The sequence below is a fragment of the Streptomyces roseofulvus genome (assembly GCF_039534915.1).
Taxonomy (GTDB): domain Bacteria; phylum Actinomycetota; class Actinomycetes; order Streptomycetales; family Streptomycetaceae; genus Streptomyces; species Streptomyces roseofulvus.
Window position 1 is genome coordinate 5,229,587 of record NZ_BAAAWE010000001.1, and the last position, 17,494, is coordinate 5,247,080.

The 17,494-nt window shown below is 72.9% G+C and carries 16 protein-coding genes; 5 read left to right on the forward strand and 11 right to left on the reverse strand.

What is annotated here, in order from left to right; all coding sequences use genetic code 11:
* Positions 1–43: 43 nt before the first annotated feature.
* The 3 genes from ABFY03_RS24360 to ABFY03_RS24370 form a co-directional block, all read right to left on the reverse strand.
* Positions 44–1,993, reverse strand: a complete 1,950-nt coding sequence (locus ABFY03_RS24360) for a SpoIIE family protein phosphatase (RefSeq protein ID WP_346170843.1) — start codon at positions 1,991–1,993, stop codon at positions 44–46.
* A 309-nt stretch (positions 1,994–2,302) separates the two neighbouring features.
* A complete protein-coding gene (fomD, locus tag ABFY03_RS24365) occupies positions 2,303–2,977 on the reverse strand; it encodes a cytidylyl-2-hydroxypropylphosphonate hydrolase (protein ID WP_346170844.1) in 675 nt (224 codons plus the stop codon).
* Positions 2,978–3,076: 99 nt separating this feature from the next.
* On the reverse strand, positions 3,077–4,477 hold the full coding sequence (locus ABFY03_RS24370) for a class II fumarate hydratase (RefSeq protein WP_346170845.1): 1,401 nt from the start codon (positions 4,475–4,477) through the stop codon (positions 3,077–3,079).
* A 134-nt stretch (positions 4,478–4,611) separates the two neighbouring features.
* On the opposite strand from ABFY03_RS24370, the gene ABFY03_RS24375 reads away from it, so the two are divergent.
* The gene (locus tag ABFY03_RS24375; protein ID WP_346170846.1) at positions 4,612–6,138 is read left to right on the forward strand and encodes a ricin-type beta-trefoil lectin domain protein; all 1,527 of its coding nucleotides are present in this window, start codon (positions 4,612–4,614) and stop codon (positions 6,136–6,138) included.
* Positions 6,139–6,223: 85 nt separating this feature from the next.
* On the opposite strand, the gene ABFY03_RS24380 is transcribed toward ABFY03_RS24375, so the two are convergent.
* Positions 6,224–6,841: a lipoprotein gene (locus ABFY03_RS24380; RefSeq protein ID WP_346170847.1), complete on the reverse strand. Its 618-nt coding sequence runs from the start codon at positions 6,839–6,841 to the stop codon at positions 6,224–6,226.
* A gap of 101 nt (positions 6,842–6,942) precedes the next feature.
* Between ABFY03_RS24380 and ABFY03_RS24385 the strand changes: the two genes are divergently transcribed.
* Positions 6,943–7,443, forward strand: a complete 501-nt coding sequence (locus ABFY03_RS24385) for a dirigent protein (RefSeq protein WP_319012369.1) — start codon at positions 6,943–6,945, stop codon at positions 7,441–7,443.
* 36 nt (positions 7,444–7,479) lie between these two features.
* Here ABFY03_RS24385 and ABFY03_RS24390 read toward each other — a convergent pair whose 3' ends face one another.
* Both ABFY03_RS24390 and ABFY03_RS24395 read right to left on the reverse strand, forming a co-directional pair.
* Entirely contained in the window at positions 7,480–8,106 is a 627-nt protein-coding gene (locus tag ABFY03_RS24390) for an HAD family acid phosphatase (protein ID WP_319012370.1), read from the reverse strand.
* A gap of 166 nt (positions 8,107–8,272) precedes the next feature.
* Complete coding sequence (locus ABFY03_RS24395; RefSeq protein ID WP_319012371.1) at positions 8,273–9,946, reverse strand: fumarate hydratase; 1,674 nt, start codon at positions 9,944–9,946, stop codon at positions 8,273–8,275.
* 394 nt (positions 9,947–10,340) lie between these two features.
* Here ABFY03_RS24395 and ABFY03_RS24400 point away from each other — a divergent pair, with 394 nt between their 5' ends.
* Together ABFY03_RS24400 and ABFY03_RS24405 are read left to right on the forward strand one after the other, a co-directional pair.
* Complete coding sequence (locus ABFY03_RS24400; RefSeq protein ID WP_319012453.1) at positions 10,341–11,003, forward strand: DUF1707 SHOCT-like domain-containing protein; 663 nt, start codon at positions 10,341–10,343, stop codon at positions 11,001–11,003.
* 151 nt (positions 11,004–11,154) lie between these two features.
* A complete protein-coding gene (locus tag ABFY03_RS24405) occupies positions 11,155–11,526 on the forward strand; it encodes a WhiB family transcriptional regulator (protein WP_030496058.1) in 372 nt (123 codons plus the stop codon).
* Positions 11,527–11,623: 97 nt separating this feature from the next.
* Here the strand turns inward: ABFY03_RS24405 and glpX are convergent, their stop codons facing one another.
* Positions 11,624–12,655 (reverse strand): class II fructose-bisphosphatase, encoded by a 1,032-nt coding sequence (gene glpX / locus ABFY03_RS24410; RefSeq protein ID WP_319012372.1) that lies wholly within the window; start codon positions 12,653–12,655, stop codon positions 11,624–11,626.
* Between the two features lie 127 nt (positions 12,656–12,782).
* Here glpX and ABFY03_RS24415 point away from each other — a divergent pair, with 127 nt between their 5' ends.
* The gene (locus tag ABFY03_RS24415) at positions 12,783–13,307 is read left to right on the forward strand and encodes a DUF4245 domain-containing protein (RefSeq protein WP_319012373.1); all 525 of its coding nucleotides are present in this window, start codon (positions 12,783–12,785) and stop codon (positions 13,305–13,307) included.
* A 63-nt stretch (positions 13,308–13,370) separates the two neighbouring features.
* Here ABFY03_RS24415 and ABFY03_RS24420 read toward each other — a convergent pair whose 3' ends face one another.
* The 4 genes from ABFY03_RS24420 to ABFY03_RS24435 form a co-directional block, all read right to left on the reverse strand.
* Positions 13,371–13,961, reverse strand: a complete 591-nt coding sequence (locus ABFY03_RS24420; protein WP_319012374.1) for a malonic semialdehyde reductase — start codon at positions 13,959–13,961, stop codon at positions 13,371–13,373.
* Between the two features lie 477 nt (positions 13,962–14,438).
* Complete coding sequence (locus ABFY03_RS24425; RefSeq protein WP_319012375.1) at positions 14,439–14,672, reverse strand: exodeoxyribonuclease VII small subunit; 234 nt, start codon at positions 14,670–14,672, stop codon at positions 14,439–14,441.
* A gap of 60 nt (positions 14,673–14,732) precedes the next feature.
* Positions 14,733–15,938, reverse strand: a complete 1,206-nt coding sequence (gene xseA, locus ABFY03_RS24430) for an exodeoxyribonuclease VII large subunit (RefSeq protein WP_319012376.1) — start codon at positions 15,936–15,938, stop codon at positions 14,733–14,735.
* A 137-nt stretch (positions 15,939–16,075) separates the two neighbouring features.
* Positions 16,076–17,446, reverse strand: a complete 1,371-nt coding sequence (locus tag ABFY03_RS24435; RefSeq protein ID WP_346170848.1) for an APC family permease — start codon at positions 17,444–17,446, stop codon at positions 16,076–16,078.
* Between the last annotated feature and the right edge of the window lie 48 nt (positions 17,447–17,494).

Below are 17,494 nucleotides of genomic sequence, written 5' to 3' on the forward strand. Positions count from 1 at the left end.
GCCGGTCCCCCAGGAGGGGACCGGCCTTCGGCGTACCGCGGGGTCAGCGGGTCGCGAGCTCGAACCAGACGACCTTGCCGCCGGACAGCCGGGTCGCCCCCCACCGCCGCGCCAGCCGGTTCACCAGGAACAGGCCGCGCCCGCCCTCGTCCGTCTCGCGGGCCCGCCGCTGCCGGGGCAGCTGCGGGGAGTCGTCGCCGACCTCGCAGCGCAGCACGTCCGTCTTGAGCAGCCGCAGGGTCACCGGCCGCTCCGCGTACCGCACCGCGTTGGTCACCACCTCGCTGATCAGCAGCTCGACGGAGTCCGTCAGCTCCTCCAGGTCCCAGCGGGCGAGCGCCCGGCGGGCCAGCCGGCGGGCCCGGCCCGGGGCCGCGTCCTCCGGCTCCAGGAACCAGTACGCCACGTCGCTCGGCGCGATCCCGTCGAACCGGGCGGCGAGCAGCGCGATGTCGTCGTCCCGGTCACCCGGACCCAGCATGTCGAGGACGTCGTCGCAGAGCGCCTCCAGGGGAGGCGCGTGGTCCCGCCCGGTCAGCTGGGCCGCCGCCGCGAGCCGCTCCCGCAGCTGCTCGATCCCGGTCCACACGTCCCGCAGCCGGGACTCCACCAGGCCGTCCGTGTACAGCAGCAGCGTCGCGCCCGCCGGGGCGTCCAGCTCGACCGACTCGAAGTCCACGCCGCCGACCCCGATCGGGGCGCCCGCGGGCACCCGCAGCACCTCGGCGCGGCCGTCCAGGTGGAGCAGTATCGGCGGCGGATGCCCGGCGTTGGCGACCGTGATCCGGTGCGAGACCGGGTCGTAGACCGCGTACATGCAGGTCGCCATCCGGTTCTCGCCGAGCCGCTGGGCCTGCTCGTCGAGGTGGTGCAGCACCTCCTGCGGCGGCAGGTCGAGCCCGGCCAGGGTCTGCGCGGTGGTGCGCAGCTGGCCCATGATCGCGGCCGAGGTCATCGAGTGGCCCATGACGTCGCCGACGACCAGCGCGACCCGGCTGCCGGGCAGCGGGATCGCGTCGTACCAGTCGCCGCCGACCCGGGCGGTCTCGGCCGCCGGGAGGTAGCGGGAGGCGAGCTTGACGCCGGTCGGCTGGGGCAGCGAGTCCGGCAGCATCGTGCGCTGGAGCTCGTCCGCGATGTACGCCTCCCGGCCGTACAGCACCGCCTTGTCGATGCCGAGCGCGGTGTGGGTGGCCAGCTGGGCGCCGACGAGCAGGTCGTCCGGCTCGAAGGCCGGCTGCTCGGGGCGGCGCAGCAGGACGGCGGCGCCGATCACCCGCCGGCGGCCGCGCAGCGGCGCCAGTATCGCCCGCAGGCCGCGGGGGAGCGGATGGTCCGGGCCGAGGAGCTCGCCGAGGGCGGCCCGGGCGGCGGCGGAGTCGCCGAAGACCGGCCGGACCCCGCGGAGCACCTCGGAGAGGGCGCTGCCGGAGCGCACCTCGCACAGTTCGGCGGCCGGGGTCGGGTCGGGGTCGGGTACGAGGACGAGCTCGTCGCCCTCCAGGTCGGGGGTTAACCGCAGCCGGTCGGTGCGGCGCAGCCGCAGCACGAAGGGCGCCACGGGCCGTTCGTCGCCCACCGGCAGCGGGTCGCGGAGGTAGACGAGGATCTCGTCGGAGAAGGCCGGCACGGTGGCCCGGCACAGTCCGAGGACGATCTCGTCCAGGTCGAGGCCGCGGGCGATCCGCCGGGTCGCGGCGCCGACGAACCGCAGCCGGTCGCCCTCGCGCCGGCCGGCCGGGGCCGCGCCGGGGGAGACGGCGACGGCGACGGCGGGCGCGGCGGGGCCGGCCGGCTGGGGCGGCTGGGTCGGGGGCGCCGGCTGTCCGGGCGGCTCGGGTACCTGAGCGGCCTGGGGCACCTGTGCCGAGGGCTGCGCGGGGATGTCGGAGGGCAGGCCGGCGGGCGCGGCCTCCTGGCGGGGCCGCGTCTGTTCCTGGGGCCGGTCGGCCAGGGGCTGCCGGCCTTCGTGGGAGGTGGGATGCTCCGTCACGCGTGGGATTCCGTCCGTCCGGGCCGGTGGTGCGATGCACTCGCTCTTCTCGCCGATGCCGCTCGTTCGCCGGGGATAAACCCCCCGGAGGCGGTGTTCGCGGTGGACGCGGACGATCCGCGGACGACGGCAGGGGCGGGGGGCGCGCCACCCGGGCACAGCTCCGGCACTGCTCTCCCCCTCATCGATGACGTGCGGTGACGTGTGGTCAGTTGCTGTGCTGCGTTCGGTCGGTGACGTCGTGTTCGCCCGGTGTCGGCCGTGCGGAGGACGATCCTACGTTTCAACCCCGGGGGCGCATCAAGGGTCTCATGGCGCCGTGTGCGCCGGAGTGCGATCCCAGTCCACGGGCAGGGCGGGGACGGTCCAGGCGGGATCGGGCCGCCACTCCTCCCAGCCGTCCCGGAAGGGGGTGCCCCAGCTCTCGACGAGCGCCACGGCGGCCGCGCCCGCGGCCCGTACCCGCTCGGCCTGCTCGGCACCCATCAGCCCGGCCCGCTGGGCCTGGGCGAACTCGTCCTCGTCCCGCCACAGCCAGCTGCGGTCGGGGTAGACGGAGATGTCGAGGAAGTGGTCCTCGGAGTCGACGCCGCCGGCCCAGCGGCGGCGCGGCTCCTCCAGGTTCACGTACCAGCTGCGGAAGCGCCAGCCGCGCTCCCAGAACAGCCAGACCGACCACGGGTCGCCGGGGCGGGCGAGCTTGAGCACGCCGCTGCCGGACCAGCGGGCGCGCTCGGTGGTGCGGGGCGCGGTGTAGCGGGTGGCGAGCGGCTCGTCGTGCACGGAGGTGCCGTCGGCGAGGACCGGCCGGACGCACTCGGTGCCGGGCGCCATCCACACGGCGAGCAGGTCGGGGGTGTCGCGGACCACGGTCACCGGCCGGCAGATGTGCACCTCGTCGGTGCCGATGCCGCGGTAGCGCCAGAGGATGTGCTCCCCCGGCGCCCAGTGCTGGATGTCGCCCGACCCGTCCGCTCCTGTCATGCGCAGATCTTAGGGGCGCGCTCCCACCCGCGCTGCGGTACGCGTCACGCTTGAGTCACGCGGGGGACGGCCGGGCTTCACGCCGGGGTCGCCGCGGTGTCACGGCCGGGTCATGCGCAGCACGTCGAGGGCCTCGTCGAGCTGTGCGAGCGTGAGGTCGCCGCGGTCCACGTAACCGGCCTCCAGGACGACCTCGCGGATGGTCTTGCGCTCGGCGAGGGAGCGCTTGGCGACCTTGGCGGCCTCCTCGTAGCCGATGTACTTGTTCAGCGGGGTGACGACGGAGGGGGAGGACTCGGCGTACTCGCGGGCGCGCTCGGCGTTGGCGGTGATGCCGTCGACGGTGCGGTCGGCGAGGAGCCGGGAGGCGTTGGCCAGGAGCCGTACGGACTCCAGCAGGTTCTTGGCCATCACCGGGAGCATCACGTTGAGCTCGAAGTTGCCGGCCGCGCCGGCCACCGCGACGGTGGTGTCGTTGCCGGTGACCTGGGCGGCGACCATGAGGACCGCCTCCGGGATCACCGGGTTGACCTTGCCGGGCATGATCGAGGAGCCGGGCTGGAGGTCGGGGAGGTTGATCTCGGCCAGTCCGGTGCGCGGGCCGCTGGCCATCCAGCGCAGATCGTTGGCGATCTTGGTGAGGGAGACGGCGACGGTCCTGAGCTGGCCGGAGGTCTCCACCAGGGCGTCCCGGGCGCCCTGGGCCTCGAAGTGGTCGCGGGCCTCGGTGAAGGGCAGCCCGGTGGCGCGGGCGAGCTCGGCGATGACGGCGGCGGAGAAGCCGGGCGGGGTGTTGATGCCGGTGCCCACCGCGGTACCGCCGAGGGGGAGTTCGGCGAGCCGGGGGAGGGAGGCGCGGAGCCGTTCGACCCCGTACCTGACCTGGGCCGCGTAGCCGCCGAACTCCTGGCCCAGGGTGACCGGGGTGGCGTCCATGAGATGGGTGCGGCCGGACTTCACCACCGTCGCGAATTCGGCTGATTTTCGCTCCAGCGCGGCGGCCAGATGGTCGAGGGCCGGGATCAGGTCGCGGGTGACGGCGGCGGTGGCGGCGATGTGGATGGAGGAGGGGAAGACGTCGTTGGACGACTGCGAGGCGTTCACGTGGTCGTTGGGGTGGACGGCCCGGTCGGCCGGCAGCCGCTCGCCGGCCAGGGTGGCCAGCACCTCGTTGGTGTTCATGTTCGAGGAGGTGCCGGAGCCGGTCTGGAAGACGTCGACCGGGAAGTGGTCGTCCCAGCGGCCCTCCGCGACCTCCTCGGCCGCGGCGGCGATCGCCTCCGCCCGGTCCCGGTCGATCACGCCGAGCTCGGCGTTGACCGTGGCGGCGGCGGCCTTGATCCGGGCCAGCGCCTCGATGTGGGCGCGCTCCAGGCGCTGCCCGGAGACGGGGAAGTTCTCCACGGCCCGCTGGGTCTGGGCCCGCCACTTGGCGTGGGCGGGGACCCGCACCTCGCCCATCGAGTCGTGCTCGACGCGGTAGCCCTCGGTGTCGTTCATGGTCGTTCGTCCTCCCGGGCGTGCTCAGCTTCCCCAACATCCTCAAAAAGATGAGCACTTGTCTTGTTCGATGTATTCCCAAGGCGTGTACCGGCCAGTAAAAACCGTGGGTAACCCCACTTCCAGGAGGCGCAATGACGCGCACCAGGTACAGACTCCGGTGGCCCATCGCCGCCGTCGCCGCGGCCGCCGCCGCCCTCGGCTCCCTGACCGCCGCCCCCGCCGGAGCGGCCGACACCGGTACGAGGGCCGCCGTCGCCTCCGTACCCCTGCCGCCCGAACTGGAGGCGATCCGGGCCGCCGAGGCCACGAAGATCTACGGCAGCCCCGAGGAACGCCCCCTCGACCAGCGCAGGACCGGCCTGATCTCGCTCGGCGACAGCGAGATCTCCGGCGAGGGCGTCGGCAGCTACGAGTCGCCCACCAACGGCCCCACCAACTGGTGCCACCGCTCGCCCGACGCGGCCATCCACCGCACCGGGATCCCCGCCGACCTCACCTTCAACGTCTCCTGCTCCGGCGCCTACACCGGCAACATCCGGATCGGCGGGAGCAAGCAGTACGCGGACGAGCTGGTCCAGAGCGACAACCTCGCCGTCAAGGCCCGCAACACCCGCATCAAGATGGTGCTGCTCGTCGCCGGCGCCAACGACGACCTCCAGTTCGGCCCCGTCATGACCGACTGCGTCACCCGGTACGTGCTCAGCCAGGGCACCTGCGAGCCGAAGTACGCCCCCGGCTGGCAGGCCCGCGTCGACGCCCTCGTGCCCAAGGTCGAGCAGACCGTCCGCGACCTCAGGACCGTCATGCGGGACGCCGGGTACGCCGACGGCGACTACAAGCTCGTCGTCATGGGCTACCCCAGCCCCATCGGCCCCGACTTCCACGACAACCCGAACTTCCCCGGCAAGCTGAGCTGCGGCGGCATGGGCTACGACTCCGACACCAAGTGGGGCCGGAACGTCGCCGTGCCCGCCTTCGAGCGCGGCATGCGCAAGGTCGCCGCCTCCACCGGCGCCGTCTACCTCGACAACTCGCGGCTCTTCCACGGCCACGAGGTCTGCATGGAGGACACCTGGGCCCGGGGCCTCTACATCGACCTCTCCAAGCCCGGCGGCATCGACGAGAACTCCACCCGCCAGTCCTTCCACCCCAACAAGAGCGGCCACGCCGCCTTCGCCTCCTGCCTGACCCAGCTCTACGGCTCGGGCCTGCGCGAGGCGAGCTGCGCCGACGTGAACTCCTCCGGCACCCCGACGCTCTTCCCGCTCGCCTGGGACGACGTCTACAAGCCGCTGCGGAACGAGGCGACCGGCAACTGCCTCGACGTGAACGCCTCCGAGTCCGCCAACGGCACCGCCGTCCTCGGCTGGGACTGCCACGGCGGCCGCAACCAGGGCTGGTGGTACGACTCCGCCCGGAAGACCGTCCACACCGAACTCACCCAGGACCGCTGCCTGGACGTGCCCGGAGCCGCCTACCAGGCCGGCAAGGCGCTCATCGTCTGGAACTGCTCCGGCGCCGCCAACCAGAGGTTCGTCCGCGACGGTGCCACGATCCGGCCCGCCGCCGCGACCGGCCTCTGCCTGACGCAGGGGGCGGCGAAGGAGCCGGTCCGGCTCCAGACCTGCAACGGCTCCGCGAACCAGAGGTTCGCTTAGCCGACGGGCCGGAAGTCCGCCCGGCCCGCGGCCCGATGACCGCCGTGGCCCTCCGTCCGGTGCGGGACGGGGGGCCACGGCCGCCTCAGGAGAGGGTGAGGCTCGACTTCGCCAGCTCGTAGGCCGGAAGCATCTCGCGGTGCTCCTCCGTGTCCAGGCCGCCGAGGTGGAGGATGACCGCCCCCTTCGGCGTGGCGACCGCGAAGGCCCGCTCCTCCTTGCTCTCGCCCAGCACCTCGTTGTGGAAGGTGTACGTGACCTCCACCGCCGGCACGCCGCCGGCCCGGGTGTCCCGGTAGACGACGTCCGAGGTCTTCTTCGCGGCCCGCACGAAGCCTTCGAGGGCCGGACGGGCCGGACCCTTCGCCGTCCAGACCCGGATGAAGCCGATGTTCCCGGCACGCTTGGCGTCGACCTCGCAGCGCACGATCGCCGGCCCCTGGCGGGTCAGCGCGGCGAACTCCGGATCCTCGGGGTTCTCGATCGCCTCCGGCCGCCAGTCCTCGGCGAGCGAGAAGGAGACGGGAAGCGCGCAGGCGGTGCCGGGGCCGCCGACGGACACCACGGACTTCGGCGACGGCGTCGGCGTGGGCGACGTCGCCGCGGCCGCCGGCGCGGCGGCCGGCTCCGGGGTCGTACCGCAGGCGGTCAGCAGGGCCGCCGCGAGCAGGGCGGTACGGAGGAAGGGGGCTCTGGCCGGCATGGCCCCATCATCCCCGACGGCGTGCGTCACCCGGACGGCGGCAGCACAATGTGAGGACGGCCCGCAGGGGGGAGATCCACACCCTGCCAGGGAGGCACCCCATGACTGGGAGCTACAGGAGGATCGGCGCCCTCGGCGCCGCGACCGTGGCCGCCGTCGCCTTCGCGTCCGCCGCACCGGTCGCCGCCGCACCCGCCGTCGACGGCTTCGAGTTCACCCTCTACTCCAAAGAGGTCCCGGCGGACGAGAGCGGTGACGAGACCGGCCGGGCCCCCGAGGTCGGGGACTCCTTCGCCTTCGCCGACGTCCTCTCGCGCACCAAGGGCGGCGAGTCGGTCGGCCGGGACGGCGTCACGTGCACCGTGGTGCGCGCCGGAAACCCGGCCGACCTGCTCTGCGTCGGCACCTTCGTCCTGAACGGCGGCCCGGGCGGCCAGCTCACCGGGCAGAACCTGACCTCCTTCGACCCCTCGAACGAGGCCCCCGCCGCCTTCGACATCGCGGTCACCGGCGGCACCGGCGACTTCAAGGACGCCCGCGGCTACATCCGCTCCACTCCCGACGGGGACTATGCGAAGCTGGAGTTCCACATCACCCGGTAGGTCTCCTGCCGCTCTTCCCCGCTCTTCCCCGCTCTCCTACGAGAGCTTGCCGTAGTCCGGCAGCTTGAAGGCGCGCTCGGCGTGACCGCCGACGATGTCGGTCGTGTTGTTCCCGATGTTCGCGATGATCGTGTAGCCCATGGCCTCGATCTCGGCGCGCTTCTCCGTCTTGTAGGCGCTGACCTCGGCGAACAGGTCGGGCAGCGAGCGCACGTACAGCCCGTCCACCGGGTAGCCGACCTGCTTCAGGTTCCACTCGGTGAGGGAGTGGATGATCCCGGGGCGGGCGGTCACGAAGAAGACCTTCACCCCGCGGGCGTGCGCGTCCCTGACCAGGGAGCGGATCTCGGGGATGGCCGGGGTGGGCAGCTCCCAGAACGGGTGGAAGTCCGTCTCCAGGGAGCTGTTGTCGATGTCGAGGACGATCGCCTGCCGCTGGGTGCCTGCGTCCCCGGCCCGCGCCTCGATGTAGGGCCGCGCCTCGGCGACGACGGCGGCGACGTCCCGGCGCCAGGTCGTGTAGTCCACCCCCTCGACCGCGGCGGCGGAGGTGTGGTGGCCGTCGGGATCGGCGGCGGAGGCGGCGGGCGCGGGCCCGACGAGGAGGAGGGCCGTCAGGCCGAGGACGGCGGTGGCCGTCGCGGTGGTCCGGGTGGAGGGCATGGGGGGCTCCCGAGTGGTCGACCGTCTCAGTGGTTGACATGCTCGCGACCCATACTGACCAGTAAGTGGCCGGCTGACTACCGTTCGGTAGCGACTTTCGGAGCGGGACATGACGCCGCCCCCGGTCCGTCCGCGCGGACCGGGGGCGGCGGAGTGCTACCCGGGGTTACGAGAGCTGGGAGCCCTGGCGCACCGGGATGTGCGTGAACGTCGGCTCCGGGGCCGGGTTCTGGAAGAAGTCGTTGCCCTTGTCGTCGACGACGACGAAGGCCGGGAAGTCCTCGACCTCGATCTTCCAGACGGCCTCCATGCCGTCCTCCTCGTTGTCCAGGACCTCGATCTTCTTGATGCAGTCCTGGGCGAGACGGGCGGCCGGGCCGCCGATGGAGCCGAGGTAGAAGCCGCCGTGCGTGCCGCAGGCGTCGGTGACCTGCTGCGAGCGGTTGCCCTTGGCCAGCATCACCATCGAGCCGCCGGCCGCCTGGAACTGCTCCACGTACGAGTCCATCCGGCCGGCCGTGGTCGGGCCGAAGGAGCCGGAGGCGTACCCCTCGGGGGTCTTCGCCGGGCCCGCGTAGTAGACCGGGTGGTCCTTCATGTACTGCGGCATCTCCTCGCCGGCGTCGAGCCGCGCCTTGATCTTGGCGTGCGCGATGTCGCGCGCCACGACCAGCGGGCCGGTGAGGGAGAGGCGGGTCTTGACCGGGTACTTGGTCAGCTCGGCCAGGACCTGCTCCATCGGCTGGTTCAGGTCGATCTTCACGACGTCGCCGTCGGCGTCCAGGTGCTCGTCCGTGGTCTCCGGCAGGAAGCGCGCCGGGTCGGTCTCCAGCTGCTCCAGGAAGACGCCCTCGGCCGTGATCTTCGCGACGGCCTGGCGGTCGGCCGAGCAGGAGACGGCGATCGCGACGGGCAGCGAGGCGCCGTGGCGGGGGAGGCGGACCACGCGCACGTCGTGGCAGAAGTACTTGCCGCCGAACTGCGCGCCGATGCCGATCTTCTGCGTCAGCTCGAAGACCTTCTCCTCCAGCTCCTTGTCCCGGAAGCCGTGGCCGGTGGCGGCGTCGCCCTGGGTGGGCAGTTCGTCCAGGTAGTGCGCGGAGGCGTACTTCGCGGTCTTCAGCGCGAACTCGGCGGACGTGCCGCCGACCACGATCGCCAGGTGGTACGGCGGGCAGGCCGCCGTGCCGAGCGAACGGATCTTCTCCTCCAGGAACTTCATCATGGACGCCTCGTTGAGGACGGCCTTCGTCTCCTGGTAGAGGAAGGACTTGTTGGCCGAGCCGCCGCCCTTGGCCATGAAGAGGAACTTGTACGCGCCGCCGTCGGTCGCGTACAGCTCGATCTGCGCGGGCAGGTTCGAGCCGGTGTTCTTCTCCTCCCACATGGTCACCGGAGCCATCTGCGAGTAGCGCAGGTTCAGCTTGGTGTACGCGTCGTAGACGCCCTTCGACAGGGCCTCCTCGTCGCGGCCGGAGGTCAGCACGTTCTGGCCGCGCTTGCCCATGACGATCGCGGTGCCGGTGTCCTGGCACATGGGGAGCACGCCGGCGGCGGCGATGTTCGCGTTCTTGAGCAGGTCGAGCGCGACGAACTTGTCGTTGCCCGACGCCTCCGGGTCGTCGATGATCTTGCGCAGCTGGGCCAGGTGGGCCGGGCGCAGGTAGTGCTGGATGTCGTGGATCGCCTCGGCGGCCAGCTTGCGCAGCGCCTCCGGCTCGACCTTGAGGAACGTACGGCCGTCGGCCTCGAAGGTCGAGACGCCCTCGGCGGTCACCAGGCGGTAGGGCGTGGTGTCCTCGCCTACGGGGAGCAGATCGGAGTACGCAAACTCTGGCATGACGGCAGCCATTCCTCACTCGGCAGACAGCAGCGCGCCGCCTCCGTTGGCGGGCGCGCCCTCCAGCGTAGAACGCGGGCGCGGCGCCGATCCTGTGAGGTAAGGCTCACCAGGCGGCGGGACCGCGCCGATGTGGAGTGTTCCGCCGCGGGCCGCCGTGTCCCGTCCCCTAGGGGAGAGATGGGGGTTCGGGGCCCTGGTCGCGATCTATCGCGTGTGCCAGGGTGGACGGGTGGACCTCGAAAAGCAGCCCGACCCCGCGCAGCGGCCCGTCCCCGCCCCGCCCGAGGCACCGGCCCCGCCCGTCGCTCCGGCGCCTCCCGCCGCGCCCGAGGCGCCGACCGCGCCGGTCCCGCCGACCGCGCCGGTCCCACCCGCCGCGCCGGCGGCACCCGTGCCTCCGGCCGCTCCCGGGTACGCGGATCCCCAGGGCGCGCTCCGGGCCTCGGACGCCGACCGGGACCGGGTCGCGGACATCCTCGCCGAGGCGCTGGCGCAGGGGCGGCTGGACGCGGAGGAGCACGCGGAGCGGGTCGAGGCGGTCTACCGGGCGAAGACCGTGGGCGAACTGGAGCCGATCGTGCGGGACCTGCCGGCCGCGGACCGGGGTCCGTCCGCCGCGCGGCCGCAGCCGGCCCCGGCGGCGTACGGCCCGGAGGACGTGGAGGGGAACGCGGACCAGTTGCTCGCGGTCTTCTCCAGCACCACCCGCAAGGGCCGCTGGCGGGTCGCCCGCCGCACCAACGCCTTCGCGATCTTCGGGAACATCGAGATCGACCTGACCGAGGCGATCTTCGCCCAGCCGCTCACCACCATCAACGCCACCTCGATCTTCGGGAACGTGGAGATCCGCGTCCCGGAGAACATCAGCCTGCGCGGCTCCGGCACCGGCGTCCTCGGGAACTTCGAGGTCACCACCCTGGAAGGGGTGGACCCCCAGGCACCGCTGGTGGTGGTCAACGGCTACGCGGTGTGCGGGAACGTGGAGGCGAGACCCAAGCGCGGCAAGTGGGTCGTCGACCTCCAGAGCAAGATCCGCAAGCACCTCGGGCACTGATCTCCGGCGGGTTCCGGCCAGTGGCTGACCGGAATTCGTCACCTGCGCTCCGGACTCCGGATGGGAGCCGTACGCAGTGCATAGGCGCGCGCACAGCGGGTAGGGCTCGTTCATCGCTGCTCGCTCGCGAAGCCGTCGTCAGGAGTAGACCGTGCTGCAACTGCCGCATCAGCCCCTCCAGGTAGCCCCCGTGCCGCCCCAGCGCGCCCCCGCGCGGGCGGACGAGGAGGGGCCCTGGCACGCGGAGGCGGTGTGCCGCCGGGACGAGGCCGGCCTCTTCTTCGCCCCCTCCAAGGAGCCGACCGCCGCGCGACTCGCCCGCGAGGAGGCGGCCAAGCGCGTCTGCGCCCGCTGCCCCGTGATGGTCGACTGCCGGGAGCACGCGCTGCTCCAGCCGGAGCCGTACGGCGTGTGGGGCGGGCTCACCGCCGCCGAGCGCCGGGTGGTGCTGGCCCGCCGCCGGCGCCGCGAGGTGGAGCTCCGCAAGGCGGCCGCGGCCGACCGGATCGCGCAGGCCGGCTGACGGTCCGCGGCCGGTCCCGCGGCGACGCGCCCGTACGGGAAGGGGCGCCCCCACCGCACACGGGGGCGCCCCTCTTCGCTGCCGTCGTCGGGCCGGGTCAGTTCGCCCGGTCGAAGTCGATCTGGCTGTACGCGCGCAGCTTCGCGAGCCGGTGCGTGGAGTCGATCTGGCGGATCGTGCCCGACTTCGAGCGCATGACCAGCGACTGGGTGGTCGCGGTCTCGGAGCGGTAGCGCACCCCGCGCAGCAGCTCGCCGTCGGTGATGCCGGTGGCGACGAAGAAGACGTTGTCGCCGCTGACCAGGTCGGTCGTGGTGAGGACCCGGTCCAGGTCGTGGCCCGCGTCGAGGGCCTTCTGGCGCTCGGCGTCGTCCTTCGGCCACAGCTTGCCCTGGATGACACCGCCCAGGCACTTGATGGCGCAGGCCGAGATGATGCCCTCGGGGGTGCCGCCGATGCCCATGAGCAGGTCGACGCCGGTGCCCTCGCGGGCGGCCATGATCGAGCCGGCCACGTCGCCGTCGGAGATGAACTTGATCCGGGCGCCGGTCTCGCGGATCTCCTTGACCATGCCCTCGTGGCGGGGGCGGTCCAGGATGACCACGGTGACGTCCTCGGCGTTCATGCCCTTCGCCTTGGCGACCCGGCGGATGTTGACCGAGACGGGCGCGTTGATGTCGACGAAGTCGGCGGCCTCGGGGCCGGTGACCAGCTTGTCCATGTAGAAGACCGCGGACGGGTCGAACATGGAGCCGCGGTCGGCGGCGGCGAGCACGGCGATGGCGTTCGGCATGCCCTTGGCGTTCAGGGTCGTGCCGTCGATCGGGTCCACGGCGATGTCGACCTCGGCGCCGGTGCCGTCGCCGACCCGCTCGCCGTTGAAGAGCATCGGCGCTTCGTCCTTCTCGCCCTCGCCGATGACGACGACGCCGTTCATCGAGACGGTCGAGATGAGGGTCCGCATGGCGTTGACCGCGGCGCCGTCCGCGCCGATCTTGTCGCCGCGGCCGACCCAGCGGCCCGCCGCCATGGCGGCGGCCTCGGTCACGCGGACCAGTTCGAGGGCGAGGTTGCGGTCGGGAGCCTCGGGAGAGACCTCAAGCTCGGGAGGGAGGTGGTGCTCGGTCATCGGAGCGCACCTTTCTGTACGACGACGGCCGGAAAAAAGGAGGGTGCTGCGACTCTATCGCCAGGTCGACATATTGAGCAGAGGGGCCCACGTATGAGCGCCGGACCCGGATGCGACGATATGGGGCGTGGCAGCTAAGCGAGGCAGGCAGACGGTACGCGGGATGTTCCAGTCCCTCGGGGTGATCATGGTCGCTGCGGGGGTCATGTATCTCTTCATCCCGCACGACGAGGACGCGGAACCGGTGAAGGCCAAGGACTACCGGGTCGAGCTGGTCACGGCGCAGCGCGCGGCCCCCTACCCGGTGCTGGCCCCCCAGGGCCTCGGCGACGGATGGAAGGCGACGGTCGTCTCGTACAAGCGCGAGCAGGGCGACGCCTGGCAGCTCGGCTTCCTCTCGCCGGACACCCAGTACGTGTCGGTGAACCAGTCGACGACGGAGCCGAAGAAGTTCGTGCCCAAGGTCACGCACGAGGCGAAGAACACCGGGAAGACGCAGACGGTGGCCGGCCAGGAGTGGCAGCGCTGGGAGGGCCCCAAGTACGACGCGCTGGTCCGGACCGACGGCGGCGCGACCACCGTCGTGACCGGTACGGCGTCCTTCGACACGCTCGCGGAGATGGCGGGCGCGCTCCGCGCCCAGAAGGTCTGACGCGCTCCACACGAGAGAACCCCCCGGTGCAGGGCACCGGGGGGTTCTCTCGTGTGGAGCGCGTCAGACGGTCGTGACGACGTCGTCGAAGGCCAGGCGCGGGGAGCGCGGGAACCAGGCGTCCTCGCCCGGCTTGCCGATGTTGACGACCATCAGCGGGGTGTGGTCGTCGTCCAGGAACTCCTTCTGGACGCCGGCGAAGTCCAGGCCGGTCATCGGGCCGGCGGCGAGGCCGGCGGCACGGACGCCCACGATGAAGTACGCGGCCTGCAGGGCGGCGTTCAGCAGCGCGGAGCCCTCGCGGACCGGGCGCTCCGAGAAGAACATGTCCTTGGCCTGCGGGAAGTGCGGGAGCAGGGCCGGGAGCTCCTCGTGGAACTCGTTGTCCGCGGAGAGGATCGCGACCAGCGGGGCGGCGGCGGTCTTGGCCTGGTTGCCCTCGGCCATGTGCTTGACCAGGCGCTCGCGGGCCTCGGGGGAGCGGACCAGCGTGATGCGCAGCGGGGTCTGGTTGAAGGCGGTCGGGCCGTACTTCACCAGGTCGTAGATCGCCTGGACCTGCTCGTCGGTCACCGGCTCGTCGGTGAAGGTGTTGGCGGTGCGGGCCTCGCGGAAGAGGAGGTCCTGGGCGGCGGGGTCGAGAACGAGGGACATGCTGCGTACCTTCCGGACTGCAAGGGGACCGCCCGGTGGGGAATCCCGGGCGACGTCGTCGACAGTACGCCCAGGATTGGTGAAAATTCAACTATCGGATCCGGATAGTGATCCGCTTCACTCGCGCCAGTCTACCCGGACGCACTCCCGGCCCCCGCGGCCGGACGCGCCCCTGCCCCTCCGGCCGGCGCACCCCCGCCCCCCGGGTCGGCGCACGCCGCTCCTCCGGCCGGACGTTCCTCCGCACCTCGGGCCGGCGTACTCCCCGCCCCTCGGGTCGGTTCACACCCCGCACCTCGGGCCGGCGTACTCCCCGCCCCTCGGGTCGGTTCACACCCCGCACCTCGGGCCGGCGTACTCCCCGCCCCTCGGGTCGGTTCACACCCCGCACCTCGGGCCGGCGTACTCCCCGCCCCTCCGGCCCGGTTCACGCCCCGCGCCTCCGGCCCGGCGCACGCCCCGTGCCTCCGGCCCGGCTCACTCCCCGGACTCCTCCTCCGCGCGCTCCGCCGCGAGCGAGGCGTCGAGGCGGGCGCGGGCGCCCTCCAGCCAGTGCCGGCACACCTTCGCCAGCTCCTCGCCGCGCTCCCACAGCGCCAGCGACTCCTCCAGCGTCGTGCCGCCCGCCTCCAGCCGCCGCACCACCTCGATCAGCTCGTCCCGGGCCTCCTCGTAGCCGAGCGCCGCCGCCGTCTCCGTACCGCTTGCCATCTCTTCTCCGTCTCCCTGACTCTCGTCGACCCTCGTGATCCCCGCCGCCCCGGACGGCTCCTAGACGCGCCGCACGGTGAACGTGCCGTCCGCCACCCGGGCCCGCAGCTCCTCGCCCTCCGCGACCTCGTCGGCCGCGCGGACCACCGCCCCGTCCGCGCGCTGGAGCACCGCGTAGCCGCGCTCCAGCGTCGCCGCCGGGGAGAGCGCCCGGACCCGCGCGCGGGTGTGCGCCAGCTCCGAGTCCGCCCGATCGAGGAGGTGCCCGAGGACCCGCCGGCTGCGCGCCAGCAGGGCGTCCAGCTCGTCCTCCCGGACCTCCACCATCCGCTGCGGGTGCTCCATCACCGGCCGGGCCAGCGCGTGCGCGAGCCCCCGCTCCTCGCGGTCCAGCAGCCCCCGGACCGTCCGCAGCGCCCGGTCGCGCAGCCCGCGCACCCGGTCCAGCTCCTCGCCCACGTCCGGGACGACCTTCTTCGCCGCGTCGGTCGGCGTCGAGGCCCGCAGGTCCGCCACCAGGTCCAGCAGCGGCGAGTCCGGCTCGTGCCCGATCGCGGACACCACCGGCGTCCGGCACGCGGCCACGGCGCGGATCAGCTGCTCGTCCGAGAACGGCAGCAGGTCCTCGACGCTGCCGCCGCCCCGGGCGACCACGATCACGTCCACGTCCTCGTGCGCGTCCAGCTCCCGGACCGCCGCGATCACCTGCGGCACCGCCTTCACGCCCTGCACCGGCACGTTCCGCACCTCGAAGCGGACCGCGGGCCATCTGCGCCGCGCGTTCTCCAGCACGTCCCGCTCGGCCGCCGACGCCCGGCCGCAGACCAGACCGATCAGCCCCGGCAGGAACGGCAGCGGCTTCTTCCGGTCGAGCGCGAACAGCCCCTCGGCCGCCAGCCCCCGCTTCAGCTGTTCGAGCCGCGCCAACAGCTCGCCGATCCCCACCGGCTTGATCTCCACCGCCCGCAGCGACAGCTGTCCGCGCGGCGCGTACCACTCCGGCTTGGCGTGCACGACGACCCGGGCGCCCTCCGAGACGACGTCGGCCACCGCGTCGAAGACCTGCCGGTAGCAGGTCACCCCGATGGAGATGTCGTACGAGGGATCCCGCAGCGTCAGGAAGACCACCCCGGCACCGGGGCGGCGCGAGAGCTGCGTGATCTGCCCCTCGACCCAGATCGCCCCCAGCCGGTCGATCCATCCCCCGATCATCCGGGAGACCTCACCCACGGGCAGCGGCGCTTCGGCGGACGTAGTCAGACCCATGCACCGAGCGTAACCGCGCCCTCCGACAACGTCATCGGCGCGCCCGCGATCGGCCCGGACGACACCGCCCGCCTCCCGGAAGCCGCCGAGGGGGCCGCCCGGGAAGGTGCCCCGGGAAACCCGCCGGGGCGGGGCGCTCACTGCCCCGCCGGCCGCCGCCCCGCCCCCTGCACCGCCAGCACCACCAGGCCCACGCCCAGCCAGATCACGCCGACCAACTGCGCCGCCGGCGACGCCTCCACGATCACCGCGACCAGGATCGCCGCGCCGACCACCGGCAGCACGACGTGCTTCAGCCAGTGCGGCTCGCCCTCCGCCCGCCGCACCGCGAACCAGCCCACCACGCTCGCGTGCAGCAGCACGAACGCCGTCAGCGCGCCCACGTCCACCACCGACACCAGGTGGTCCAGGCCGTCGTCCCGCCGCGCCGCCCACACCGCCGCGACCATCGTCACCGCCGCCGACACGAGCAGCGCCACCCGCGGCACGCCCGAGTCGGTCCGCGCCAGCGCGTGCGGCAGCCGCCCCTCCCGGCCCATCGCGAAGAGCAGCCGCCCGCCCGCCGCCTGCCCGGCCAGCGCCGCGAAGGCCGCGCCGATCGCCTTCGACACCGCGACCAGATCGTGCAGCCACCCGCCGACCGAGGCGTCCACCGCGTCGTAGAAGGCGGACCCCTGCTTCGCCGGATCGGCCGCCAGCTCCGCCGAGGAGACCGGTTCGAGCAGCGCCACCAGCCACGTCTGGGCCACGAAGAGCGCACCGGCCAGAACCAGACAGAAGAGCAGCGCCCGGGCCACCTTCGCCGACCCCCCGGTCACCTCCTCCGCGAAGGCGGCGATCGCGTCGAAGCCCAGGTACGACAGGACCGCCACCGACACCGCGCCGATCACCGCCGCGAGCGAGAAGGTCCCGTCGCCGGCGAGCGGCGACCACCAGTCGCGCTGCGCCCCGTCCCGTACCAGCACCACCACCGCCGACACCACGAAGACCAGCAGCACCACGATCTCCATCGCGAGCACCGCGAAGCCGACCCGGGCCGCCGCCCGCACCCCCCACAGGTTGAGCAGGGTCGTCACCACCACCGCGATCCCCGTCCACACCCACCGGTGCACCTCCGGCACCAGCGCCTCCATCGCGATCCCCGCGAAGAGGTAGGCGACGGCCGGGATCAGCAGGTAGTCGAGCATCGCCATCCAGCCGGCGACGAAACCGAACCCCTCGCCCAGACCCTTGCGCGCGTACGCGAAGACCGAGCCGGCCTGCGGGGCGACCCGGACCATCTGCGCGTAGCTGAAGGCCGTGAACGCCATGGCCACCGTCGCCACGACGTACACCAGTGCGACCGCGCCGTGCGACTTGGCGTCCAGCGTGCCGAAGACGCCGACCGGCGCCATCGGGGCGATGAACAGCAGTCCGTACACGACCAGGTCGCGGAAGCCGAGCGTCCGGCGGAGCCTCGTGTGGTCCGGTCCCGTCGTCGCCCCGTCCACCTGCGCGTTCTCAGCCATGGCGTCAGTTTCGGACACAGCCGGGCTCCAGACGGTCACCGACGCGGC

Excerpts from the sequence above, each read along its gene's own strand:
- ABFY03_RS24395 (WP_319012371.1), bottom strand. The coding sequence starts at position 9,946 with ATGCCAGAGTTTGCGTACTCCGATCTGCTCCCCGTAGGCGAGGACACC.
- fomD (WP_346170844.1), bottom strand. The coding sequence starts at position 2,977 with ATGACAGGAGCGGACGGGTCGGGCGACATCCAGCACTGGGCGCCGGGG.
- ABFY03_RS24380 (WP_346170847.1), bottom strand. The coding sequence starts at position 6,841 with ATGCCGGCCAGAGCCCCCTTCCTCCGTACCGCCCTGCTCGCGGCGGCC.
- glpX (WP_319012372.1), bottom strand. The coding sequence starts at position 12,655 with ATGACCGAGCACCACCTCCCTCCCGAGCTTGAGGTCTCTCCCGAGGCT.
- ABFY03_RS24420 (WP_319012374.1), bottom strand. The coding sequence starts at position 13,961 with ATGTCCCTCGTTCTCGACCCCGCCGCCCAGGACCTCCTCTTCCGCGAG.
- ABFY03_RS24435 (WP_346170848.1), bottom strand. The coding sequence starts at position 17,446 with ATGGCTGAGAACGCGCAGGTGGACGGGGCGACGACGGGACCGGACCAC.
- xseA (WP_319012376.1), bottom strand. The coding sequence starts at position 15,938 with ATGGGTCTGACTACGTCCGCCGAAGCGCCGCTGCCCGTGGGTGAGGTC.
- ABFY03_RS24390 (WP_319012370.1), bottom strand. The coding sequence starts at position 8,106 with ATGCCCTCCACCCGGACCACCGCGACGGCCACCGCCGTCCTCGGCCTG.
- ABFY03_RS24375 (WP_346170846.1), top strand. The coding sequence starts at position 4,612 with ATGACGCGCACCAGGTACAGACTCCGGTGGCCCATCGCCGCCGTCGCC.
- ABFY03_RS24385 (WP_319012369.1), top strand. The coding sequence starts at position 6,943 with ATGACTGGGAGCTACAGGAGGATCGGCGCCCTCGGCGCCGCGACCGTG.
- ABFY03_RS24370 (WP_346170845.1), bottom strand. The coding sequence starts at position 4,477 with ATGAACGACACCGAGGGCTACCGCGTCGAGCACGACTCGATGGGCGAG.
- ABFY03_RS24425 (WP_319012375.1), bottom strand. The coding sequence starts at position 14,672 with ATGGCAAGCGGTACGGAGACGGCGGCGGCGCTCGGCTACGAGGAGGCC.